The 23,330-nt window shown below is 69.8% G+C and carries 24 protein-coding genes; 16 read left to right on the forward strand and 8 right to left on the reverse strand.

The features are described from left to right. The first annotated feature begins 1 nt into the window (after position 1). From resB to OHT76_RS24880, 5 genes are all read left to right on the forward strand, one after another. Positions 2-1,690, forward strand: a complete 1,689-nt coding sequence (gene resB / locus OHT76_RS24860) for a cytochrome c biogenesis protein ResB (RefSeq protein ID WP_328873073.1) — start codon at positions 2-4, stop codon at positions 1,688-1,690. Next, on the forward strand, positions 1,687-2,796 hold the full coding sequence (gene ccsB, locus OHT76_RS24865) for a c-type cytochrome biogenesis protein CcsB (RefSeq protein ID WP_328873074.1): 1,110 nt from the start codon (positions 1,687-1,689) through the stop codon (positions 2,794-2,796). Before resB ends, ccsB begins: the two co-directional genes overlap by 4 nt. Before the next feature lie 78 nt (positions 2,797-2,874). Beyond that, positions 2,875-3,480 (forward strand): RNA polymerase sigma factor, encoded by a 606-nt coding sequence (locus OHT76_RS24870; protein WP_328873075.1) that lies wholly within the window; start codon positions 2,875-2,877, stop codon positions 3,478-3,480. Further along, positions 3,477-4,373: a CU044_5270 family protein gene (locus tag OHT76_RS24875; RefSeq protein ID WP_328873076.1), complete on the forward strand. Its 897-nt coding sequence runs from the start codon at positions 3,477-3,479 to the stop codon at positions 4,371-4,373. The genes OHT76_RS24870 and OHT76_RS24875 overlap by 4 nt, the downstream gene beginning before the upstream one ends. Positions 4,374-4,412: 39 nt before the next feature. Beyond that, positions 4,413-4,814 (forward strand): SRPBCC domain-containing protein, encoded by a 402-nt coding sequence (locus OHT76_RS24880; RefSeq protein WP_328873077.1) that lies wholly within the window; start codon positions 4,413-4,415, stop codon positions 4,812-4,814. Here OHT76_RS24880 and OHT76_RS24885 read toward each other — a convergent pair. Both OHT76_RS24885 and OHT76_RS24890 read right to left on the reverse strand, forming a co-directional pair. After that, positions 4,811-6,358 carry a hypothetical protein gene (locus OHT76_RS24885; protein WP_328873078.1) on the reverse strand — a complete coding sequence of 516 codons (1,548 nt, stop codon included), beginning with the start codon at positions 6,356-6,358 and terminating at the stop codon, positions 4,811-4,813. The two genes, OHT76_RS24880 and OHT76_RS24885, sit on opposite strands and share 4 nt — an antisense overlap. Then, entirely contained in the window at positions 6,358-8,463 is a 2,106-nt protein-coding gene (locus tag OHT76_RS24890; protein ID WP_328873079.1) for a hypothetical protein, read from the reverse strand. Before OHT76_RS24890 ends, OHT76_RS24885 begins: the two co-directional genes overlap by 1 nt. A 183-nt stretch (positions 8,464-8,646) precedes the next feature. Here OHT76_RS24890 and OHT76_RS24895 point away from each other — a divergent pair, with 183 nt between their 5' ends. Further along, on the forward strand, positions 8,647-9,642 hold the full coding sequence (locus OHT76_RS24895) for a hypothetical protein (RefSeq protein WP_328873080.1): 996 nt from the start codon (positions 8,647-8,649) through the stop codon (positions 9,640-9,642). 4 nt (positions 9,643-9,646) lie between these two features. Here the strand turns inward: OHT76_RS24895 and OHT76_RS24900 are convergent, their stop codons facing one another. Both OHT76_RS24900 and OHT76_RS24905 read right to left on the reverse strand, forming a co-directional pair. Continuing rightward, the gene (locus OHT76_RS24900) at positions 9,647-10,612 is read right to left on the reverse strand and encodes an isopenicillin N synthase family dioxygenase (protein WP_328873081.1); all 966 of its coding nucleotides are present in this window, start codon (positions 10,610-10,612) and stop codon (positions 9,647-9,649) included. Further along, positions 10,605-11,054 (reverse strand): nucleoside deaminase, encoded by a 450-nt coding sequence (locus OHT76_RS24905; RefSeq protein WP_328873082.1) that lies wholly within the window; start codon positions 11,052-11,054, stop codon positions 10,605-10,607. Before OHT76_RS24905 ends, OHT76_RS24900 begins: the two co-directional genes overlap by 8 nt. Before the next feature lie 99 nt (positions 11,055-11,153). On the opposite strand from OHT76_RS24905, the gene OHT76_RS24910 reads away from it, so the two are divergent. Continuing rightward, on the forward strand, positions 11,154-12,422 hold the full coding sequence (locus OHT76_RS24910) for a PucR family transcriptional regulator (protein WP_328873083.1): 1,269 nt from the start codon (positions 11,154-11,156) through the stop codon (positions 12,420-12,422). Here OHT76_RS24910 and OHT76_RS24915 read toward each other — a convergent pair. Then, entirely contained in the window at positions 12,409-13,320 is a 912-nt protein-coding gene (locus OHT76_RS24915; RefSeq protein WP_328873084.1) for a transglutaminase-like domain-containing protein, read from the reverse strand. The two genes, OHT76_RS24910 and OHT76_RS24915, sit on opposite strands and share 14 nt — an antisense overlap. A 163-nt stretch (positions 13,321-13,483) precedes the next feature. Here OHT76_RS24915 and OHT76_RS24920 point away from each other — a divergent pair, with 163 nt between their 5' ends. The 3 genes from OHT76_RS24920 to OHT76_RS24930 are packed head-to-tail and all read left to right on the forward strand — an operon-like array spanning position 13,484 to position 14,906. Next, positions 13,484-13,783: an SCO0607 family lipoprotein gene (locus tag OHT76_RS24920; protein WP_328873085.1), complete on the forward strand. Its 300-nt coding sequence runs from the start codon at positions 13,484-13,486 to the stop codon at positions 13,781-13,783. A 60-nt stretch (positions 13,784-13,843) separates the two neighbouring features. Then, complete coding sequence (locus OHT76_RS24925; protein WP_328873086.1) at positions 13,844-14,236, forward strand: DUF6281 family protein; 393 nt, start codon at positions 13,844-13,846, stop codon at positions 14,234-14,236. 55 nt (positions 14,237-14,291) lie between these two features. Further along, positions 14,292-14,906 (forward strand): hypothetical protein, encoded by a 615-nt coding sequence (locus tag OHT76_RS24930; RefSeq protein ID WP_328873087.1) that lies wholly within the window; start codon positions 14,292-14,294, stop codon positions 14,904-14,906. Here the strand turns inward: OHT76_RS24930 and OHT76_RS24935 are convergent. Next, on the reverse strand, positions 14,869-16,260 hold the full coding sequence (locus tag OHT76_RS24935; protein WP_328873088.1) for a purine-cytosine permease family protein: 1,392 nt from the start codon (positions 16,258-16,260) through the stop codon (positions 14,869-14,871). The two genes, OHT76_RS24930 and OHT76_RS24935, sit on opposite strands and share 38 nt — an antisense overlap. A 169-nt stretch (positions 16,261-16,429) precedes the next feature. Here OHT76_RS24935 and OHT76_RS24940 point away from each other — a divergent pair, with 169 nt between their 5' ends. Continuing rightward, positions 16,430-17,377 (forward strand): DMT family transporter, encoded by a 948-nt coding sequence (locus OHT76_RS24940; RefSeq protein ID WP_328873089.1) that lies wholly within the window; start codon positions 16,430-16,432, stop codon positions 17,375-17,377. Here the strand turns inward: OHT76_RS24940 and OHT76_RS24945 are convergent. Together OHT76_RS24945 and OHT76_RS24950 are read right to left on the reverse strand one after the other, a co-directional pair. Further along, complete coding sequence (locus OHT76_RS24945) at positions 17,274-18,146, reverse strand: LysR family transcriptional regulator (RefSeq protein ID WP_328873090.1); 873 nt, start codon at positions 18,144-18,146, stop codon at positions 17,274-17,276. The genes OHT76_RS24940 and OHT76_RS24945 overlap by 104 nt on opposite strands. Before the next feature lies 1 nt (position 18,147). After that, positions 18,148-18,456, reverse strand: a complete 309-nt coding sequence (locus OHT76_RS24950) for a PLD nuclease N-terminal domain-containing protein (protein WP_328873091.1) — start codon at positions 18,454-18,456, stop codon at positions 18,148-18,150. An 87-nt stretch (positions 18,457-18,543) separates the two neighbouring features. Between OHT76_RS24950 and OHT76_RS24955 the strand changes: the two genes are divergently transcribed. Genes OHT76_RS24955 through mqnE form a run of 5 tightly spaced genes read left to right on the forward strand, consistent with a single transcriptional unit; the run spans position 18,544 to position 23,312 of the window. Then, on the forward strand, positions 18,544-19,995 hold the full coding sequence (locus tag OHT76_RS24955) for a menaquinone biosynthesis decarboxylase (RefSeq protein ID WP_328873092.1): 1,452 nt from the start codon (positions 18,544-18,546) through the stop codon (positions 19,993-19,995). After that, on the forward strand, positions 19,992-20,894 hold the full coding sequence (mqnP, locus tag OHT76_RS24960; protein WP_328873093.1) for a menaquinone biosynthesis prenyltransferase MqnP: 903 nt from the start codon (positions 19,992-19,994) through the stop codon (positions 20,892-20,894). Before OHT76_RS24955 ends, mqnP begins: the two co-directional genes overlap by 4 nt. A 52-nt stretch (positions 20,895-20,946) precedes the next feature. Continuing rightward, the gene (locus tag OHT76_RS24965) at positions 20,947-21,594 is read left to right on the forward strand and encodes a UbiX family flavin prenyltransferase (RefSeq protein WP_328876613.1); all 648 of its coding nucleotides are present in this window, start codon (positions 20,947-20,949) and stop codon (positions 21,592-21,594) included. Between the two features lie 59 nt (positions 21,595-21,653). Then, on the forward strand, positions 21,654-22,109 hold the full coding sequence (locus tag OHT76_RS24970; RefSeq protein WP_328873094.1) for an Lrp/AsnC family transcriptional regulator: 456 nt from the start codon (positions 21,654-21,656) through the stop codon (positions 22,107-22,109). Positions 22,110-22,148: 39 nt separating this feature from the next. Continuing rightward, positions 22,149-23,312, forward strand: a complete 1,164-nt coding sequence (gene mqnE, locus OHT76_RS24975) for an aminofutalosine synthase MqnE (protein ID WP_328876614.1) — start codon at positions 22,149-22,151, stop codon at positions 23,310-23,312. Positions 23,313-23,330: the final 18 nt, after the last annotated feature.

Below are 23,330 nucleotides of genomic sequence, written 5' to 3' on the forward strand. Positions count from 1 at the left end.
GATGAGCAACACGACCACCGACCGCGCCGACGAGCAGGACCTCGGCGCCGCCGGCTCCCAGCTCTCCACCGCCCCCAAGGAGGAGCTGTCCGGCCTCCCCACGATGGGCGTTGTCGGCTGGGCCCGCTGGTTCTGGCGGCAGCTGACCTCGATGCGGGTCGCCCTGCTGCTTCTGCTGCTCCTCGCGCTCGGCGCGATCCCCGGCTCGCTGATCCCGCAGACCGGCAGCGACGAGACGAAGGTCGCCGACTTCCGCGACCGGCACGAGATCCTCGCGCCGATCTACGACAAGCTCGGCCTCTTCCATGTCTACAGCTCGGTGTGGTTCTCCGCGATCTACATCCTGCTGTTCGTCTCCCTCATCGGCTGCATCGTGCCCCGCACCTGGCAGTTCGTGGGCCAGCTGCGCGGCCGCCCGCCGGGTGCGCCGAGGCGGCTGACCCGGCTGCCCGCGTACACGACCTGGCGTACGTCGGCGGAGCCCGAGCAGGTCCGCGAGGCCGCGCTCGCCCTGCTGAGGAAGAACCGCTTCCGTGCCCATGTCTCCGGTGACGCGGTCGCCGCCGAGAAGGGCTACTTCCGCGAGGTCGGCAACCTCCTCTTCCATATCGCGCTGATCGTCATGCTGATCGCCTTCGCCTGGGGCCAGCTGTTCAAGATGGAGGGCAACAAGCTGATCGTCGAAGGCGACGGCTTCTCCAACACCCTCACCCAGTACGACGACTTCAAGTCCGGCACCCTCTTCAGCACCGACGACCTGGCGCCGTTCTCCTTCAACCTGAAGGACTTCAAGGGCACCTATGAGGCCTCCGGGCCCAACAAGGGCACCCCGCGCACCTACCAGGCGTCCATCACCTACGCCGAAGGCGCCTACGGCAAGGACAAGTCGACGGTCGTCAAGGTCAACGAGCCGCTGGAGATCGGCGACTCGAAGGTCTACCTCACCGCCCACGGCTACGCCCCCGTCGTCACCGTCCGGGACGGCAAGGGCAAGGTCGTCTACAGCGACGCCGTACCGCTGCTGCCGCTCGACTCCAATGTCACCTCCTCCGGTGTCGTCAAGGTCTACGACGGCTACAAGAACGCCAAGGGCGTCAGCGAACAGCTCGCCTTCCAGGCCTTCTTCCTGCCCACCTACACCGCGGGCAACGAGGTCTCCTCCAGCTTCCCCGCCCTGATCAACCCGGTGCTCAACCTGGAGCCCTACCACGGCGATCTGGGCGTCAACTCGGGCATCCCGCAGAGCGTGTACCAGCTCGACAAGACGCATATGAAGGGGTTCAAGGACTCCAAGGGCAAGCAGATGCGGGAGAACCTGCGGCCCGGGGAGACCGTGAAGCTGCCGAACGGTGCCGGCTCGATCACCTACGAGGGCACCCAGGAGTGGGCGAACTTCCAGATCACCCAGCAGCCCGCGAGCGGCTGGGCGCTGGCCGGTTCCCTCGCCGCGATCTTCGGCCTCGCCGCCTCCCTGTTCATCCAGCGCCGCCGGGTGTGGGTACGGGCGGCCAAGGGCGCCGACGGGGTGACCGTCGTGGAGATGGCCGGGCTCGGCCGCAGCGAGTCCGCCAAGGTGCCCGAGGAACTCGGCGACCTCGCCGGGATCCTGTACGAACAGGCGGCGCCCAGTGCGCCCGACCCCGACCCCGAACCCGACCCTGCTGTACCTGCCGAAGGGCCTGAGAAGTGACTCTCGCCGCCGCAACCAACGAAAGCCTCGCGAATCTCAGCAACACGCTGATCTACTCCGCGATGGCCGTCTACACCCTGGCCTTCTTCGCGTACATCGCCGAATGGCTCTTCGGCAGCCGCAGCAAGGTCGGCCGTACCGCGGCCGCGCTCACCGCGACGAAGAAGGCAGCCGGGGCTCCCGCGGTCATGGTGAAGAAGGCCGGCGGCACCGCCGTACTGGAGCGGCCGAAGGTCGTCGTCCGGGCCGCTACCGGCACCCGCGATGTGCCCGACGGTCCCGGCGCGCACGGCGGGGACGAGCAGGGCGACCTCTACGGCCGTATCGCCGTGTCCCTCACGGTGCTTGCCTTCCTCATCGAGTTCGGCGGAGTGCTCACCCGGGCCCTGTCGGTGCAGCGGGCGCCGTGGGGCAACATGTACGAGTTCAACATCACCTTCTCCACGGTCGCCGTCGGTGTGTATCTCACGCTGCTCGCGCTGAAGAAGAACGTGCGCTGGCTCGGGCTGTTCCTCATCACCACGGTCCTCCTCGATCTCGGTCTTGCTGTCACTGTCTTGTACACCGCCAGTGACCAGTTGGTTCCCGCCCTTCACTCGTACTGGCTGTACATCCACGTCTCCACGGCGATCCTGTGCGGCGCGGTCTTCTACGTCGGCGCGGTCTCCACGCTGCTGTACCTCTTCAAGGACTCCTACGAGAACAAGCTGGTGAGCGGCGGCACCCCCGGCCGCTTCGCCAACTCCGTCCTGGACCGGCTGCCCGCCGCGTCCTCCCTGGACAAGTTCTCCTACCGCGTCAATGCCGCCGTCTTCCCGCTGTGGACGTTCACGATCATCGCGGGCGCGATCTGGGCGGGCGACGCCTGGGGCCGCTACTGGGGCTGGGACCCCAAGGAGACCTGGTCGTTCATCACCTGGGTCGCCTACGCCTGCTACCTGCACGCCCGCGCCACGGCCGGCTGGAAGGGCCGCAAGGCCGCCTACCTGGCCCTGGTCGCCTTCGGCTGCTGGCTGTTCAACTACTACGGCGTCAACATCTTCGTCTCCGGCAAGCACTCCTACGCCGATGTGGGCCTGGGCGCCCTCCAGTCCGTGGGGTTCTGACCGCCGTACCGCCACAAGGCCGGTTCCTGTGACGTGAGTCATGGAACCGGCCTTCGTCGTCCGGACAGGTAGAGAGACGTGGATACGAATCTGCGGAAACGGATTCGCGCGGGGGACCACGACGCCTTCGGTGATCTCTTCGACGGGTACGCGCGCTCCGTCTACAACCACGGCTACCGGCTCACCGGCGACTGGGCCACGGCCGAGGACGTCGTCTCGCTGACCTTCCTGGACGCCTGGCGGCTGCGCGAGCGGCTCGACGAGGAGGGCGGTTCCCTGCGTCCCTGGCTGCTCGGCATCGCCACCAACGTCACCCGCAACACCCGCCGCGCCGCCCGAAGACATGCCGCCGCCGTCGCCCGCCTCCCGCGCGAGGAGGCGGTACGGGACTTCGCCGACGAGGTCGCCGGGCGTATCGACGACTCGGCGCAACTGGCCGTCGTACAGACCGCGTTGGCCAAGCTGCGGCGGGCCGAGCGGGAAGTACTGGCGCTGTGCGTGTGGTCGGGGCTCGGTTACGAGGCGGCGGCGGAGGCGCTGGGGGTGCCGGTCGGGACCGTCCGATCGCGGCTTTCGCGGGCGCGGACAAAACTCGCGAAATATATGGAACTCCCGCACGGCCACGGACAGATGAGAGGTGACCGCACCACCGCGGTCAGGCCCATAGAGGAGGGAAACCGATGAACCAGCTTCCCGAACGCGACCTTCCGCCGGGCAGTCACCGACTCCTCAAGGAGCGTCTGATGACCGAGATCCGGCAGGAACCGCAGTCCAAGCGCAGCCCCTGGTTGCGCCCCGCCCTCGTCGCGGGGGCCGTCGCGGCCGTGGCCGCCGTGACGTTGACCCTCGCCGCGCCCTCCGGCGAGCAGACACCACGCCCCTCCTCCGAGGCGGCAGCCCTGCTGGAGGACATCGCGCTGGCGGCCGGGGACGCGAAGGCGCCGCAGGTCCGCGACGACCAGTTCGTGTACATCAAGAGCAAGGTCGCCTGGACCTCCCAGGAGGGCGACAAGCCCGCGAAGCTGGATCCGATCCGTCAGCGCGAGATCTGGCTCTCGGTGGACGGCAGTCAGCAGGGCATGCTGCACGACCCGGCGGTCCGCTCCGACCACGAACTGCTGGAGAAGGAGACCCCTGGCACCCCGTCCAACACCAACTACCGGCACCTCCAGACCCTGCCGACCGACCCCGACAAGATGTACGACTGGCTGAACAGCGTCAGCCACGGCAGCAGCAGCAAGGACGAGGCCAACTTCGTCCTCGTCGGCGACCTCTCCCGTGAGTCGCTGATGCCCCCGGAGCAGGCCGCCGCGCTCTACCGGGCCGCCGCGAAGATCCCCGGCGTCTTCGTGATCGACGATGCCGTGGACGCGGCGGGGCGGCACGGGGTGGCGGTGGCCCGGATCGACGACGGCGAGCGCCATGAGCTGATCTTCGACAAGGAGACCAAGGAGTTCCTCGGCGAGCGGGGGGTCGCCGTCGAGGATCTTCCGTGGGGCTTCGAGAAGGGCGAGGTGACCGCCCGTACCGCCGTCCTGGAACGCACGGTCGTCGACGACCGGGGCGAGCGTCCGTAACCGCGTGCGGAAGCTCCCCCCAAGGGTCACGCTGGTGTCATGACCGGATCCATCGAACAGGGCACCAGTCAGACCCATGGGACCACGCACATCCTGCACTTTCTGGTGCGGCTCCCGAGGCCCATGGAGACGGTCTGGCCGGCGCTCGCCACCCCGGAGGGGCTGGCCGGCTGGTTCACCGCCGCCGATGTTCTCGAACCCCGGCTCGGTGGCGCCGTCACCCTGCGTGAGCTGGGGTCCGGGCAGGTCACCGCCTGGGATGTGGACCGGGTCGCCGAGTACACGGTCGAGCGCGGCGGCCGGATCCGCTTCCATCTGGAGCGCGACGGCGACGAGGCCAGCGTCCTCCGCTTCACCCATGAGTTCCAGGGCGAGGAGGACTCGGAGGAGCGGTGGAGGGCTCGATTCGAACGACTGATCGAGCTCCTGGGGAAGGCCTAGGACGGCGGCAGACACTCCTTCCCCGGCGGCTTCCCCTCCGGCCAGGCGATCTTCACGAACCGGGCCCGGCCCTCCGGTGTGAGCTCCACGATCGGTACGGCCTTGTCGTACGGGTTGCCGTGTACGTCCAGGCAGATCCAGCCGCTCGCCCCGTTCACCCGCAGCGAGCCCTTGACCTGCGGCCACTGGAGGCCGACGTCGGCGAGCGGCGGGACCGTCTTGCCGTCGGTCGTGGCCTCGCGGATGCCGTTGACGGCCAGCCGCATGGCGTCGTACGCGATGATCGTCTGGCCGTCCTCCAGGGAGACCTCGCCGATGGGGCCGACGGGTTTGCGGGCGGCCGAGGACAGCAGCTCGTCCAGGTCCTCGGCGTCCGCCGCCGAGCCGCCCGTCTTCGCGCTGGCCTTCGCCCAGGCGTCCGGGTGGGCCAGCGCGGTGTAGCGCACCGAGAGATTGTGGGTGAGCGCGCTGCGGTCGAGGTCCTTGTCGCCCGTGAGGTAGGAGGCCTCGTCGCCGGTCAGCAGTGTGAACTCGCGGTCCTGGCAGCCGCGTCCGCCGAGCGCGTTGATGAACTGCCGCAGCTGGGTGTGGCGTCCGGCGAACAGGATGGTGTCGGTCTCCGGGGCCGTGTCGCACACCAGGTGGGTGATCTGCCGGAAGGTGTTGGCGGTCGTGCCCTCCTTGCTGCGGTCGGCGGGCGGGGTGAAGGGCTGCGGCTCGTAGGGCGAGCCCTTGATGAGCTTGGCGAAGGACTCCTGGAGCGTGCGGGTGTACGGATCGCCGGGCTTGTCGTACACCAGCAGCGCCTTGCCGGCCATCACCTGGGCGAAGGAGGCGAGGGCGCGGGCCTCGTCGGTGTTGGTGGGGGAGACGCGGGCGAGGCCGGGGAAGGGGTCCTTGCCGTTCTGGCCGTTGGCGAGGTCGTCGGCGGTGATGGAGGTGCCGATGACCGGGATGCCGCGCCGGGTCAGCTCCTGGACCGCCCGCTTGTTGTTCTCGGTGCTCAGGCCCACCCCGGTGACCGCCCGCAGCCGGTCCGGGCCCTTCGCCATCCGCTCCAGTTCGTCGACCGTGTGCTGCCAATGCGCGCCCGTGGCCCCGGGGTTGGCGAGCACCAGACGGATCGCCGGGGACTGTCCGTTGGACTCGTGGTTGGCCCGGTACTGGGCGAGATAGGCGCCCTGCATCTCGTGCAGTACGTCGCCCAGGTTGTCGGGGTCGGACGCGGTGAACGGCTCCAGCAGCGCGACCGTGACATAGCTGCCCGCCTTCAGCGAGCGGTTCTCCCGGTCGATCGCCTCGACGACGTCCCGCAGTTGGGGCCGGTCGAAGGCGTAGTCGGAGGTCGACACCCCCACGCACTCGTCGCTGCCCTCGGGCCGTACGACCCCGGGAGCACAGGAGCGGTCGTCCTGCGCGAGCGCGCTGACCCCGAACCAGCCGCCGGTCACCAGCGCGGCCGTGACCAGCAGGGCGAGATAGCGGCGCAGCGGGATCTCCCAGACGTCCTCGCGCAGCCACACCCACACGCCTCTGCGCGCCATCACGCCTCCCCGTCCCCGTCTTCGTCGTGGTCGCCGTCCTCGTCGTCCGGAATGCGCAGGGGCCGCCCAGCGAGCGCGTCCTCGGGCCAGTCCCGCGAGGCCTGCCACAGCAGGGCGTTCCCGGCGGGCAGCAGATTGGACAGCTGCTCCAGCTCGAACCGCAGGCGCCGGGCCACCGGTTCGTCGGGCAGTGTCAGCGGGTCGGTCAACTGCCATACGGCGTGCAGGAGTCGGCGGATCCGCAGGTGCAGGGTGGTGTCGACGCCCTCGGGTGGTTCGTGGTCGGCGTCGGTGAGGCCGAGCGCGACCGCGGCCCGCCGGTCGTCGCGCCCGGTGAAGTCGCGGCCGTCGGTGTCGTGCGCGTGGAAGTAGGGCGCGGAGGCGATGAACCGCAGCGCCTTCAGCCAGCCGCGGGTCGGCAGCGTGGTGAAGGTGTCGCGCAGATAGGCCACCGCCGACTCCGTGGTGCCCAGGGCGAGTTCATGGTGCAGCCGGTAGCGGACCTGCTCGTCGGCGGGGTCGGCGTAGTGGTCGACGAGCGTCTCGTGCGCCTTGCGCCACTGCCCGTGGTCGGCGTCGCGGTGGTGCAGCCGGAGCAGCAGCAGCGTCCGTACGAAGGGGTCGCCGACGAACCGTCCGGGCACCGCGGGCAGCCCCTCTTGCAGCAGACGGGTCTGCAGCGCCCGTACGTCCGCGGGCCCGAAGTCCTCCGGCAGCAGCGCGTCGGAGAGCGCGCACGCCGAGTCGTGGTCGTGGGCGGCGGCCAGCACGGTCAGTTCGTCGAGCCGGTCCGGGGGTACGAGCCGGTCCAGCAGCTCCAGGTAGGCGGGCCGGCCGTCGTGTTCCGGGTGCAGGCGTAAGTCGGCGGTGAGCAGCTCGCCGAGCGAGGCGGCGGCGGGGAGGTTCTGCGCGGCGGATTCGGCGACGAGGGCGATACCGAGCGGATTCCCTCCCGTCAACCGGTGAGTGGCGTGCGGGAGTTGGGGCGGGACCTGGGTGTCCGAGCAGACGGCTCCGACGATGTGCAGGGTGTCGTCGGGGCTCAGCGGCGGCAGCGAGACCAGCAGCGCCCGCGAGGAGGCCGAGCCCGGATCCGGCGCCCAGTCGCTGGCCCGGGCCACCTCGGGCAGCGCCCGCCGTACCGCATTGCGCAGGGCGGGGCGCCCCTCTCCGCGCACGGCGGCGACGAAGGCGACCTGGTCGGCGACGCCGTCGGAACGGTCCCGCAGTACGGCCTCGACGAGCCCGGGACCGGGCGCGGTCTGTGCGTTGTCGAGGAGCACGAGCGGCCGTCCCAGCCGCTTCATCCGCGGGAGTACGCCCGTGTAGGCGTCGGTCAGATCGGCCAGCAGCGCCCGCACCAGATGCCGTTCGGCGTGCTCGCGGGAGGTGCCGCCGGCCCGGAAGTGCCCGGAGAGCAGGATCAGTCCGCGCTGGGCGTTGTCGCCCGCGTTGGGGTAGTCCCGGTACCAGGCGGAGGCGCGCTGATGGCGACGGCCCGCGAACCCGTCCGAGATCGACTCCAGGGTCGCCTCCACAGCCGCCGACAGCAGCGGCCCGGTACCGGTGGCGGCCGCGACGACCTTGGCGGCGACCCGGCCCGCCCAGCGCCCGGCGAAGCCGGTGACCCAGGACCCGCTCTCGTTCAGCAGCAGGATCCGCTGCACCTCACGCCGGATCCGCTCGGAGTCGGCGTCCCCCCAGCCCCCGGCCGCGACCGCGACCAGCCCCGACATCAGCCGCGGGAACTGGATCCGCCCGGCGCCGATCACCGGCACGGCGAGCTGCTCGGCGACCACCAGCAACGCCTGCGACACCGGCGACCAGGCCTCGGCGGGCCGCCCGGACGGCGGCGCGGCGAACTCGGGGTGCTCGCAGTCGATCAGGGCAACGGGGGTGTGCCCCTTGTAGGCGTCCCGCAACTCGGCCAGCACGGCACTCTTACCGAGCCCACGCGCACCGGACAGCACGACGAGGGGCGGCTCCCGGGGATCCTCGTACGGCGTGGCCCGGTGCGCATGCGGCCGCAGGCCGACGAGCCGAGGAGCAAGCCCGGCCGGATCGGTATCGAACAACGCCCCGCGCCCATGCAACCGTCTGCCCACCGCATCTCCCCCTGGCGCGGTCGCCGTCGATCCGCCCGTGCTGCTGCCGCCGCTGCTGTACACGCGTGAGATCTATCAACACCAGGGTAAAGAGGGGGAGTTGGTTCGGACTAGATCGCGTGATGTCCGTTGGGTTACGAAAGTGTCGGCTCGCGACCTGAAGTGCGAGGTTAACCTCGCGCCATGACCCGTACGACACCTCCCCGTCCGGTCGACATAGCCGCCGTCTTCCCGGAGTTGGCGCCGCTCGCCCGCACCTCCGTCCGACTGCACCCGCGTCCCGCCGAACCCACGGCCGCGGACAACTCGGTCGGCGGACCCCTGCTGTGGCCGGCCGACGAACCCTGGCCCACCTGCCCCGAGCACACCGGCCCCTGGCTGCTCGGGTACGACCCCGGCGACCTGCGCAAACAGCGCCGGATCCTGACCGAGGGCTGGGCCCGCCCGCAGATCAAGGGGAAGGACTTCCTCACCCCCGAGGAGCGCGCCTTCGTCAGCGGCCTCGGCTACGCCGGAGTACGCAAGCCCCTGGACGGCCAGGTCCCCCTGCTCCCCGTCCTCCAGCTCTACGCCCGTGACGTCCCGTCGCTGCCCCGCCCCGAGGGCACCGATCTGCTCCAGGTGCTGTGGTGCTCCTTCGAGCACGGCGAGGACTGCATGCCGGGCGTGCGGTTGCGCTGGCGGACGACCGCCGAGGTGGGGGCGGTGCTCGAGGAGCAGTGGCCGCCCGTGGTGAGCGAGGGCGGGTATCTGCCCGAGCCGTGTCTGCTGCATCCGGAGCAGGTGGTCGAGTACCCGGCCAGGCACGAGCTGGACGAGGACCTCCACCGGCGCATCCTCGCCTGGGAGGAGGAGAGGCCGTACAACTACCAGTCGGACCTGGCCGTGGCCCCCGGCTGGAAGCTCGGCGGATACGGCAACTGGAGCTTCTGCGATCCCTGGCCGATGAACTGCGAGGAGTGCGGCAGTACGATGCGCCCCTTCCTGACGGTCGACAGCTCGGAGTGGGACGGCGGCACGGGAAGCTGGTGTCCGGAGGAGGAGGCGCCGGAGGACCGGCGGCCGCGCTATCCGCGGTCCCACGAACCGACGTTGGTCAACATCGGCCGTGGCTACACGATGCAGATCTACCTCTGCCCCGAGTCCTTCGACCACCCGCTCCTTCAGGTGATGCAGTAGGCACTCAGTCGACGGTGATCGAGTCCAGCTTCTCCCGCAGATACACATGCGAGTCGACGGGCTCGTACGCCACCCGTCCGACCGGTGCGGGCACGGACTCGACGAGGGTCCCGGGGGTGCACTCGCCGAAGTAGACGAGGGACATCAGCTCCTCGGCGGGCGCGTCCGCGGGCGGCGGGAGCACCCGGTGCCGCCCCGAGCGCCAGCGGTCGCCGGTCCAACGGGCCATCAAGTCACCGATGTTGATGGTGAAGGCGTCCGGGTCGTACGGCGCGTCCTCCCAGCCGCCCTCGTCCGTCCAGACCTGGAGCCCGCCCTTGCCGGCCTGCCGGTCAAGGATCGTCACCGTGCCGAAGTCGGTGTGCGGCCCGATGCGGAACTGGCCCGGCGCGGGCTCTCCGACGACCTCGACGCCCGGGTACCAGTTGATGTTGAAGCCGTACGTCGGATGGTCCATGTGCCGGGAGAAGAAGTCGGGTTCGAGGCCGAGGGCGTCGCCGAGGAGGGAGAGGAGCTCCTTCTCCAGCGCGGCCATGCGGTCGAGGTACTCCTCGCACAGGATCCGGAGTTCGGGCGCTTCGCTCGGCCACACATTGGGCGCGTACCACTCGGCGTTGACGACCGGGTCCTCGAAGGGCTCGTGGGTGGCGAAGGTCAGCGACTCCTTGAGGTCGGGCGGGGTCTCGGTGCCCTCCGAGTACCCATTGGCCTCCGCGCCGGGCCCGAGCCAGCCCCGTCCGCCGACCTTGGCGGCGTAGGGCTGCTTGACGTCGACGGGCAGCCGGAAGAAGGAGCGCGCGGCCTCCCGGATGCGGGACCGCAGCGAGGGGTCCACCTCGTGCCCGGTGACCAGCAGGAACCCTGCGGTCCGGAGGGCCTCGTCGACGGTACGGGCGATCTCGGCGCGGGCGGCCGGGTCACCGTCCAGCCACGGCTTCAGGTCGATCGTGGGGATGCGGGGGTTACTCACCGATGTCCTCGTTCCACAGGTCGGGGTGGTGCTTGATGAAGTCGCGCATCAGCTCGGCGCACTCGGGATCGTCGAGCAGCACGACCTCCACGCCGTGCTCGGCCAGCCAGTCGTGTCCGCCGTGAAAGGTGACGGCCTCCCCGATTACGACCCGCGAGATCCCGAACTGCCGGACCAGCCCGGAGCAGTACCAGCAGGGCGAGAGGGTGGTGACCATCGTCGTACCGCGATACGACCGCTGCCGTCCCGCATTGCGGAACGCGGCCGTCTCCGCGTGCATCGAGGGGTCGTCGTCCTGGACGCGCCGGTTGTGGCCGCGCCCGAGCAGGGTGCCGTCGGCGCCGTAGAGCGCCGCGCCGATCGGGATACCGCCCTCGGCGAGCCCGGCGCGGGCCTCCGCCACGGCGGTGGTGAGCCAGGTGCGTGCCTGTGCCTGATCCATACGTCCACTCTGCTGGCCCGGAAACACCGGGGCAACGTGCGGAAAGTACTCTCCGGGCAGCTTGCCGCCGGACGAACTGTCAGCGCCCTGGAGGTTCCCGTGCCCGCACTCACCCTCCGCGAAGTCCTGGCCCTCGACCCCGTCCGCGCCGCCGAGCCCGAACTGCTCGCCGGGGAGGCCGCGCTGGACCGGCCGGTGCGCTGGGTCCACTCCAGCGAGGTCTACGAGGGCGCGAACTTCCTGGACGGCGGCGAGCTGCTGCTGACCAACGGTTTCGGGCTGACGGACGCGGCCGAGGAGGTCCGCCGCCGGTACGTCCGCGAACTCGCCGCCCGGGACGCCGCAGGGCTCGCGGTCGAGGTGGGCCGCTCCCTCCCGGCGATGCCGCCGGAGGTGACGGACGAGGCCCGCCGCGTGGAGCTGCCGCTCCTGGCCCTGCACCGGGTGGTGCCCTTCGTACGCATCACGGAGGCCGCGAACCGGGCGATCGTCGCGCGCGGCCTGTCGGGCCGCTCGGCCGTCCGCCCCGGCACCGACGACCACACCGCCGCCCTGCTCGCCGACCTCGCCGACCGGGCGGCCCTGAACCAGCCGGAGGTCGAGGCACGCTCGGCGCTGGCCGGCTTCCACCCCGGCCCGGGCGGCCGCCTGATCGGCGTCTCCCTGCACGGCACCCGCGACCCGGGCACGGTGGACCGGGCGGTACGGCTGCTCGGCGGGGCCGGGGTACTGCGGGCGGCGTTCCCGGGCGACGTACTGGCGCTGCTGGCGGTGCCCGGCACGAGGACCGGCGACCTGGTCAGGGCGGTCCAGGAGGCCTTCCGCACGGCGGCGGCCCCATCCCTCACCATCGCCGTGGGCCACGCGGTGACCGCCGGCGGCGGCTGGCTGCGCTGGAGCGACACGCTGCGCGCGGCCCGTACGACACTGGAGCTGGCGCTGACCGTCCCGGCGGCGGAACCGGGCGCGGCCGACGGCCCCCTGGTGACGTCCTCGCGGGCGCTCGCCCTGGAACGCGAGCTGACGAGAGGCGGCGTCGACGCCAACCGGGAGCGGCTCACGGGCATGGTCCAGCACGCGCTGGGCCCGCTGCTGGCATGGGAGGCGGCCCACGCCAGCGACCTGGTCCGCACCCTGGAGGTCCACCTACGGCACGGCTGCTCACCGACGCGCACGGCGGCCCTCCTGCACATCGGCCGCCAGTCCCTCTACCAGCGCCTGGAGCGCATCGAGTCACTCCTGGGCCTGGAGATCGACGACCCGGACCTGCTGGGCGAACTCCTCGCGGCGGCGTGCGCGCACCGCGTGGTACGCGGGATGCGAGCCGCGGACCGGGGGCGGACGGTGCGGGTGCTCAGCGCAGGGTGACGCGGCTGGGCCCGTTGAAGGGCGCCAGGCACAGCACGGTCCGCGGGGTGCGCAGGGCATCGTCCTCGGCGAAGAGCTGACGCACGGCGCTGAGGGAGACGTCACCGCAGGTCACCTCGGCGGCCCGGTCGTACGTCGGACGGCTCGCCGCGGGGAGTGAGGGCCCCGGCCACTCGTCGCCGTCTCCTTCCTCCTCGCCCCAGATGTCCCACAGCAGCGTCTCGACCTTGTTGAGCGCGGCGAGATCGAGCCGGACGTTCCCGGCGACGAACCGCTCGCCGTGGAGGGGCCCTTCGGCGGGCGGCTGAAGCCCGAACGACAGCGGGTCCGCGGCCCCGGCCCGGATGGCCCGCCACGCCTCACCGGCGACGAGGAACCGCCCACGCGGCACGTCCATCGGGTCGAAGTCCACGTTCCAGGCGCCGACGACCGAGGGATCGGCGAGCTGGGCGTCGGCGAGGAGCCATCCGCGGTTCTCGTCCCAGTACTCGGTGACCACGTGGTCGACATGGAAGTCGTCGGCACGGAAGTAGTCGGCGAAGCCGGAACGGATGCGGGCGGGGACTCCGAAGTGCCGGAGAAAGGAGCAGAGCAGGAGCGAGAAGTCCCGGCAGGTGCCGACGAACCGGTGCTCGGGCGGGCGGCGACGGGTGAGCGGGGAGTCGTCCCGGGCCAGGAGGATGCGCAGGGTGTCGTCGGTATAGCGGGTCTCGGCGTCGTTGTGGAGGCGGTCGGCGGGGTGGGTGTGGCCGAACAGTTCTCCCTCGCCGCGATGGATCACCAAGTCCCGCACTATTCGCGCGAGTTCAGTAGGACTGCCAGGCAGCTCGGCGTAGTGGGCGACAAGCTCGCCGGGGTCGGAGAAGGGGCTGTGGGTGGCGTAGAAAGTGGCGGGCATGACGCTTCACTATGCCAAATTCCGGGGCGAATTACCGTACTTGAGCATCCGAGCGTGCGCTTCTGAGTACGCGTGCTCAGGGCGCGGCAGCGGCGCGCGGCGAGAGTTGGGGCCAGGCCGAACCACCAAGCCAGACCGAACCACCGACCACCAGGAGACGACCGTGCCCAAGCCCCGCAGCCTCCAGGCCCTCGGTATCGCCCTCGCCGGCGCGACCGCGGCCCTCGCGCTCACCGGATGCTCCGGCTGGGAGTACCAGGAAGACATCTGTGCCGGCGGCGAGTACCCAGTCCTCCAGGTGAGCGGCACCGGCTCGGCCTGCGAGAAGAGTGGCGATGAGCCCTCCCAGGGCTACACCCGCTACCCCGAGGGCAAGGTCCCGAAGCAGGTCGACGACAAGTGGGACGTGTACTGGCGGACCCACACCGTCGACAAGAAGGGCAACATCATCGACGCCCCCTGACCGAACGAATCCGGTGACCGCCACGTCTGAGTCATCGGAATCGTCACAGGAGGGGGAGCGATGAGATCGGTAGTGCTGCTGGCCGGGATGACGGTGGTCGCGTTGGGCGCCGTCGGCTGCACCGCGTCGGACGGGGGCGGGGAACCGGAGTCCGGGGGAGCGGCGGCATCCTGCGCCTACGTCATCGACTACGACAACCGCCAGTACACGGACGTGGCCAACGTCGACTACCAGCGGGGAGAGAAGCTGGGTACGGCGACCCAGCCCCCGTGCGACGACACCCCGGGCGACGGTGACGACGGCGACCCCGCGCACAAAACCACGGCGTACAAGATCGAGGGCGTGGACCCCGACGTGGCCATCGCGGTGGGAGACGCCCCGGACGACCTCATCTTCGTCGCCACCCGCGCCGACGGTGAACTGCCCCCCGAGGTGGAGGCACTGAGGAAGTGAACGTCCTTGCCCCCTCCGGCGTCACAGTGCAAACGCGCACGACAAGGAGGGGGCCATGAAGAACCGTATCCGGATCGCCACCGCCGCCGTCGCCACCGCCGTCATCGGCACCGGCGCCGGGTTGTGGATCGACGCCCTGGAGACCGGGCCCACCGACGACGGGCGCAACGCGGCGGCCCTGCCCAAGACTTCCCAGTGCGTCGGCACCCGCCCGGCCCCCACCCGCACCGACCCCGACTCCCCGGACGACACCCCCCTCTACCGTCTGCTCACCCACATCGACAGCCTCGGCGCCGAGCGTCACGCCGGTGTCTTCACCGGCCTCTCCGTCGACGAGGAGGACAACGCGGCCGACCTCTACCGCATCCCCTCCGCCGCCCTCGACGACGCCGTGTGCGATGCCGCCGAGAAGGGCGTCACCGTGCGGATGCACGACACCGACGTCAACCGGAAGGACCTCGACGCCCTCGCCGACCGGATCAGCGAGGACATGAACCGGTGGGACGGCACCTTCCAGCTCCGTGAGGTCGGAGTGGACGAGCAGGGCTGGGTCAACGTCGGTGTCGACGACCCCGACACCGCCGAGCCGATCATTCACGACACCTTCGGCTCCTCCGGCGAGGAGCACCACATCAGGGTCGTCCACGTCGAGCAGGCACACCTCGAGTGACCGCGTACACCCCCGCGCTCACCGCGAACCCGACGAGACACGTCACGTCCCCGAACTCCGGCCACCGCTCCGGCACCCACCCGATGTACTTCTCCTGGTTGGAGAAGAGGGGGACGGAGACCGCGATGCCGGTCAAGAGCGCTGCCAAGCCGGGCCAGTTGGCATAAGTGCGGTCCGTCAAGCGCCCCGCGACCTGATCCACCGGCGTCCGCGACCGTATCCACCGCTCCACCAGCACCACCCCCAGCCACGGCCCCACCCAATACGCGATCACCAGCAGAAACGCCTCATACGCATGCCCCGCGTCCTCCAGCGACGCCCACGCCGCCGCCGTACCGGCCAGCCCGCACAGCACCACGATCGCGCTCCGGCCCAGCCATCGCGGCAGCCTCAGCCCCAGCGAGGTGATCGACATCGCCGACGAGTACACGTTCAGCGCGTTCGCCGACACCGCGCCCAGGATGATCGCCAGCAACACCAAGTCGGCCAGCGAGGAAGGGAGATGGCCCGTGAAGGCCTCCGTCGGTGTCGCTCCCTCCGGCGCCACGATCGTCGCCGACGCCGCGCCGATCACGGACACCACCGCCACCGACACGAACAGGCCCACCGCCGGATACAGCGCCGTACGGAAGCGGCTTGCCGATCGGGGCAGGTAGCGGGAGTAGTCCGAGGCCCCCGGGTTCCAGCCCGCCGCGTATCCCCACGCCGCGCTGAACGCCAGCAGGAAGCCGCCCACACCCCCGCCTCCGCTCGGCGCGCTCAGGTCCGCCTCCCCGAAGGTCCACACGCCCGCCAGCAGAAAGATCACCGCGAGCGCCGGGAAGGCGTACTTCTCAAAGGCGTGCACGAAGTTGTGGCCGATGAAGCCGATCACCACCTCCGCCGCCACCACCAGCAACAGCGACGGAAGAGGACGCAACCCCGTCAACGTGTTCAGCGCGAAAGCCGCGCTCACACTGTTCACCGCGAACCAGCCGACACCCGCCACCAGCGCGTTCACACCCGACGGCAGCAGATTCCCGCGATACCCGAAGGAGAACCGGCCGATCACCATCTGCGGAACCCCGAACCGCGGTCCGTCCAGCGACAGAATCCCGTGCGTCACCGCCCCCAGCGCCGTGCCCAGCAGCAGCGCCGCACACGCCTGCCAGAAGCTCAGCCCGAAGAAGAGCACCGAGATCACACCGATGTACACCGTCGCGAACTCGATGTTCGGCGACGCCCATGTCCACAGCAACTGATGTGGACTGCCGTGCCGTTCGGCATCCGGGATCGGTTCCGAGCCCGCCGTCTCGACGGCGATGACCTTGTCGCCGTACACAGCATCGGGGGCCTTGGCGGGAGCAGTCGTCATACGACGTAAGTGTCCGGCCGCCACCCCACCCCGCCCAGGGGCGCATTGTCCGCATCGGAAGCCTCGGCGGCGTACAACCTGCACGCATCGACACCGCCGATGGGCCCATCGGCACAACACCCCAGCAGCCCGTGGACCTGCGACAACACCCGCCCGTAGCGTCATCGCCATGACCTCCGAGAACAAGGGCACAGCCCAGCTGACGACCGCGATGGTGCTCTCCGGCACCCTCGGTGTCTTCGTCGTCGAGTCGGGCGCCTCGCCCTTCAACGTCGTCTTCTTCCGCGTCCTGTTCGGCGCCCTGGCGCTGGGCGGGTACATCGTCGCCCGCGGTTGGCTCCGCGACCACGGCTTCACGCCCCGCACCCTCGGACTGGCGCTCCTCGGCGGCGTGTTCATCGTCTTCAACTGGGTCTTCCTCTTCCAGTCGTACGAGAACACGTCCATCTCCGTCGCGACGGTCGTCTACCACACCCAGCCGTTCTACGTCGTGCTGCTCGGCGCGCTCCTCTTCCGCGAGCGGCTCACCGTCGCCAAGGTCGGCTGGATCGCTCTCGCCTTCGCCGGGCTGATCCTCGTCTCCGGCGTCACACCCGCCGACCTCACCGGCGGAGGCACGTACCTGACCGGCATCGGCCAAGCCCTCCTCGCCGCGCTCCTCTACGGCCTGTCCACCGTCGTCACCAAGCGCATCACCGGAGTCCGCCCCCACCTCATCGCCCTCGTCCAGGTCCTCGTCGGCATCCCCCTCCTCCTCCCCTTCGCCGATTTCGGCGCGATGGGCGGCACGGGCGCCGACTGGGGGTGGCTGGTGGGCCTCGGGATCATCCACACCGGGCTGATGTACGTCCTGATGTACGCCGCGTACGCCCAGCTCCCCACCGCGAAGATCGCCGTACTCGCCTTCGTCTACCCGGCGGTCGCGATGGTCGTCGACTGGGCGGTGTACGGCCACCACATCGGCCTCGTCCAGGCGCTCGGCGTCCCGCTGATCGTGACGGCGAGCCTCAAGGTCACCCTTGCTCGGCGACCAGCTTCCGCGCCTGCTCCAGAAACAGCCGCGCATGGGAAGGAAGCCGCTTCCCGGCCCGCCACGCCAGTTGCGTCCGAAGCGTGAACGGCGGTTCCCACGGCAGTCGTACGAGAGTCCCCTCCGCGAGTTCGGCGGCGACCGTCACCTCGGGCAGCAAGGCGATCCCGAGCCCGGCCGCCGCCGCGCGCTTGGTCGCCTCGATGGTGCCGAACTCCATGAACTGCACATCCGGGAACACCGACTTGAGCTCCCGCTCGAACAAGTCCCGGTACGCGCAGCCGGGTTCGGTGGCCAGCAGCGGGTGCCGTACGAGATCGGACGTGGCCGAGACCTCCAGCGCATGCGCCCCCACCAGCGCCAGCGGTTCGATCGCCAGCACCTCGCTCTCCAGGCCCGGATGCTCGGTCTCTTCCTCCATCAGGAAGCCCAGGTCGTACGTCCCCTGCCGCAGCGCCTGCCGGGTCTCGTCGCCGATCGTCGTGCGCAGCGCGAGCCGTACCTTCGGATAGCGGTGGTGGAAGAGCTCGAGGAGCGGCGGCAGACGGTACGAGGTCAGCGACTCCATGGTGCCGACCACCAGCGAACCCGTCGGCTCCTCCGCTCCGGTCACCGCCGCCCGCGCCTCCTCGGCGAGCTCGATGATCTGCCGGGCGTACGGCAGCAGCCGCTCACCCGCCTCCGTCAGCCGGATCCGGCCGCCGAGCCGGTCGAACAGCTCGGTGCCGAGGGAGGATTCAAGGGCCCGGATCTGACTGGTCACACTGGACTGCGCGTACGCCAGCTCGGCCGCCGCCCGGGTGAAGCTCAGGACGGTCGCGACCTTCTCGAAGGTGACGAGCAGCCGCAGCTCCATGTCAGGGCTCGTCCCGCTTGTTCTTGTCCTCGTCGTCGTCCAGGGACTTCAGGAACTCGGGGTTGTCGTCGGGAGCGACCCACTGCCGGGAGCGACCTGAACGCACCCCCGACCAGCCCTCAGCCGCCGGTGACCGCTTCTTGCCCGCGATCATCCAGGAGATCGAGCCGACGATCGGGAACAGCAGCACGAGGATCGCCCACAGCGGCTTGGGGATGTGACGGATGTCCTCGTCCTTGGTGCTGATGCAGTCGATGAAGGCGTAGATGCTCAGCGCCAGAGGTACGAGAATCATCAGCACCCGGAGCATGGTCCCTCCCGCGGGATGGTGGGTCGGGGCCGCGATCACAGCCCCCAGGTACAGGGCCAGGGTAGCCGCTCGGGGATACTTGACCCCATGGCTTACGACGATCTTCGTTCCCTGCTCAGGGCACTGGAACGCGAAGGCGACCTCAAGCGCGTCAAGGCTGAGGTCGATCCGTATCTGGAGGTCGGGGAGATCGTCGACCGGGTGCAGAAGGCAGGTGGCCCGGCACTGCTCTTCGAGAACGTGAAGGGCTCCTCGATGCCCCTCGCGATGAACGTCTTCGGCACCGACCGCCGGCTCCTCAAAGCCCTCGGCCTGAAGTCGTACGGCGAGATCAGCGAGAAGATCGGCGGGCTGCTGAAGCCCGAGCTGCCGCACGGGTTCGTCGGGGTGCGGGAAGCCTTCGGCAAGCTCGGCGCGATGACCCACGTACCGCCGAAGAAGGTCAAGGACGCACCGGTGCAGGAGGTCGTCCTGCAAGGGGACGACGTGGACCTGGACGCCCTGCCCGCCCTGTTCACCTGGCCCAAGGACGGCGGCTCCTTCTTCAACCTGGGCCTCACCCACACCAAGGACCCGGAGTCCGGGGTCCGCAACCTCGGTCTGTACCGGCTCCAGCGCCACGACAAGCGCACCATCGGGATGCACTGGCAGATCCACAAGGACAGCCGGAACCACTACCAGGTCGCGGCCCGGCGCGGGGAACGCCTGCCCGTCGCCATCGCCTTCGGCTGCCCCCCGGCCGTCAGCTACGCCTCCACCGCCCCGCTCCCCGGTGACATCGACGAGTACCTGTTCGCCGGGTTCCTCGCGGGCAAGCGGATCGAGATGGTCGACTGCAAGACCGTCCCGCTCCAGGTCCCGGCGCAGGCGGAGGTCGTGATCGAGGGCTGGCTGGAGCCGGGCGAGATGCTGCCGGAGGGTCCCTTCGGCGACCACACCGGGTTCTACACCCCGCAGGAGCCCTTCCCCGCCCTGACGATCGACTGCGTGACCATGCGGAAGCGACCGCTGCTCCAGTCGATCGTCGTAGGCCGCCCTCCGACGGAGGACGGACCCCTGGGCCGGGCGACGGAGCGCTTCTTCCTCCCCCTGCTGAAGATCATCGTCCCGGACATCGTGGACTACCACCTGCCCGAGGCCGGCGGCTTCCACAACTGCGCGATCGTCTCGATCGACAAGAAGTACCCCAAGCACGCGCAGAAGGTGATGCACGCGATCTGGGGGGCGCACATGATGTCGCTGACCAAGCTGATCGTGGTCGTCGACTCCGACTGTGACGTCCACGATCTGCACGAGGTGGCCTGGCGGGCGCTCGGGAACACCGACTACGCCCGTGACCTGTCGATCGTCGAAGGCCCGGTCGACCATCTCGACCACGCCTCCTACCAGCAGTTCTGGGGCGGCAAGGCGGGCATCGACGCGACGAAGAAGTGGCCCGAGGAGGGCTATACGCGCGACGGGGGCTGGCCGGACATGGTGGAGTCGGACCCGGAGACGGCGGCCATGGTCGACCGCCGCTGGAAGGAGTACGGCCTGTGAGTTCCGCGTCCGCCGCACTGCCGCAACCGGGCCGTACGAAGGCGTTTCTGCGCCTCGTCATGATCGAGCACTCGATCTTCGCCCTGCCCTTCGCCTACATCGCGGCGCTCACCGCGATGTTCCAGTGGGACAAGAACATCCACTGGGGCCGGCTGCTGCTGGTCACCATCTGCATGGTCGGCCTGCGCACCTTCGCCATGGCCGTGAACCGGATCATCGACCGCGAGATCGACGCCCGAAATCCCCGGACGGCCCACCGCGAGCTGGTGACCGGCGCGATGTCGGTGAAGCACGCCTGGACGGGCGCGCTGATCGCGGTGGTGGTCTTCCTGGGCTCGGCGGCGCTGCTCAACCCGTTGTGCCTGGCCCTGGCCCCCGTAGCGGTGATCCCGATGGTGATCTACCCCTACGGCAAGCGGTTCACCAACTACCCGCAGGCCATCCTCGGTCTGGCCCAGGCGATGGGCCCGGTCGGCGGCTGGCTGGCGATCACCGGCGAGTGGTCCTGGGACGCGGTGATCCTGGGCCTGGCGGTCGGCATCTGGATCGGCGGCTTCGACCTCATCTACGCCTGCCAGGACATCGAGACGGACCGCGAGATCGGCGTCATGTCGGTCCCGGCCCGCTTCGGCATCCCGGCGTCGATCTGGGCGGCGCGGGTCTGCCATGCCCTCGTCATGGGCCTCTTCATCTGGTACGCCGTCGTCACCGAGGCCGGTTTCTTCTTCTGGCTCGGCCTGATGATCGTCGCGGGCGCCTTCGTCTACGAGCACAACATCGTCCGCCCGCATGACCTGTCCCGCCTGAACAGGGCCTTCTTCAGCGTCAACGGCTTTATCGGCATCGCCCTGTTCGGGTGCGCGCTGCTGGACCTCCTGGTGCGGGGGCTGACCGTCTGACCGTCCCGTCCACCGGTACGCTCAAGATGTGAACGCAGGAGAATCGCAGCGCGTGCCTTGGATCGTGGGGGTGTCCGGAGCATCCGGGACGCCGTACGCGGCTGCTGTGCTGCGTGCGCTTCTGGCGGCCGGGGAGAGCGTCGATCTGGTGGTGAGCAGGGCCTCGCGGCTCACCCTGCTCGACGAGACCGGGATCTCCTTCCGGGACGCGCACTGGGCGGACGACCTGCGGGAATGGCTGTCCCGGGGGGCGGACGGAAAGCCGGGCACCTTCGATGCGGACATCGAGGGCGTACGGCACTGGAGTGCCGGGGATCTCGCGGCCGGACCGTCCTCCGGCTCGTACCCCACGAAGGGCATGCTCATCGTGCCGGCGTCCACCGCCGCGGTCGCGGGCGTCGCGCTCGGGCTGTCCAAGGACCTGTTGCAGCGGGTGGCGAGCGTGACCCTCAAGGAGCGCCGCAAGCTGGTCGTCGCCGTTCGGGAGACCCCCTTGAACGGGCAGACGCTGCGGCATCTGGTCACCCTCGACGACGCGGGCGCCACCGTCGTACCCGCCTCGCCCGCCTTCTACGCCGGGGCCACCCACATCCAGGACCTGGTGGACTTCGTCGCCGGACGTGTCCTCGACGCGGCGGGTGTGGAGCACCGGCTCTACCGCCGCTGGAAGGGCGACCTCGGCGGCGCACGCACCGACTGAGCACCAAATCAGGACTCATCGACCTTTTTTAGATCTTTCAGCGGAAGGCTTCGAATCGCATGGACGCGGTGGACAGGCAGCTCATCCAGGCCCTGAGGGAGAACGGCCGGGCCTCGTACGCGGAGCTGGGGCGCCTCGTCGGACTGTCGGGACCCAGTGTCACCGACCGCATCAACCGGCTGGAGGCGGCCGGGGTCATCACCGGCTACCGCGCCACCGTCGACGCCGCCTCCCTCGGCCTCGGAGTCACCGCCCTGATCGGCATCTCGCTCTCCGACGCGGCCGACCACGAGGACGTGGCGCAGCGGATGAAGGAGCTCACCGAGATCGAGGACTGCTGGTTCATCGCCGGCGACGACTCGTACATGCTCAAGGTGCGGGCGAACGACGTCGACGGCCTGGAGAGGATCATCAGGCGGCTCAGCGGGACGAAGGGTGTGTCCCGGACCCGTACGACCATCGTGCTCTCCACGAAGTGGGAGAACCGGGTGGGTGAGCTTCCGGAAGAGGCGTAGGCGTACGGTTTACGAAGTCTGTCGAGGAGAGGGATGACCATGGACGTCGGGCTCAAGCGCGAGCTGGAGCAGAAGGTCTCGGCCGGTGAGCGGCTGACCCGCGAGGACGGCATCGCGCTGTACGAGTCGGACGACCTGGCGTGGCTCGGCGGGCTCGCGCACGAGGTGCGGACCCGTAAGAACGGCGACGTGGTCCACTTCAACGTCAACCGTCACCTCAACATGACCAACGTGTGCACGGCGTCCTGCGCCTACTGCTCCTTCCAGCGCAAGCCGGGGGAGAAGGACGCGTACACGATGCGGATCGAGGAGGCGGTGAAGCTCGCGAAGTCGATGGAGTCGGAGAACCTCACCGAGCTGCACATCGTCAACGGGCTGCACCCGAACCTGCCGTGGCGCTACTACCCGCGGTCGCTGCGCGAGCTGAAGGCGGCGCTCCCTCATGTGTCCCTGAAGGCCTTCACGGCGACGGAGATCCACCACTTCGAGACGATCTCCGGTCTGTCGGCGTCCGAGATCCTCGACGAGCTGATCGACGCGGGTCTGGAGTCGTTGACCGGCGGTGGCGCGGAGATCTTCGACTGGGAGGTCCGTCAGCACATCGTGGACCACCGCACGCACTGGGAGGACTGGTCGCGCATTCACCGCCTGGCGCACGAGAAGGGTCTGAAGACCCCGTGCACCATGCTGTACGGCCACATCGAGGAGCCGCGGCACAGGGTGGACCACGTGTTGCGCCTGCGCGAGCTCCAGGACGAGACCGGCGGCTTCCAGGTCTTCATCCCCCTGCGCTACCAGCACGACTTCGTGGACATGAAGGACGGCAAGGTCCGCAACCGGCTCCAGGCGCGGACGCAGATGGCGACGGGTGCGGAGGCCCTGAAGACCTTCGCGGTGTCGCGGCTGCTGTTCGACAACGTCCCCCACGTCAAGGTCTTCTGGGTCATGCACGGCGTCCAGACGGCCCAGCTGGCCCTTCAGCACGGCGCCGATGACATGGACGGCTCGGTGGTCGAGTACAAGATCACCCACGACGCGGACAACTACGGCACGCCGAACAAGCTGACCCGCGAGGACCTCCTGGACCTGATCCGGGACGCGGGCTTCCGCCCGGTGGAGCGGAACACCCGGTACGAGATCATTCGGGAGTACGAGGGTCCGGACCCGGAGCGCCGGGAGTCGCCTCAGCCGATGCGGGTGTGAGGTCGGGTCGTACTTCGG

Origin of the sequence: Streptomyces sp. NBC_00287 (genome assembly GCF_036173105.1) — a bacterium.
GTDB lineage: Bacteria > Actinomycetota > Actinomycetes > Streptomycetales > Streptomycetaceae > Streptomyces.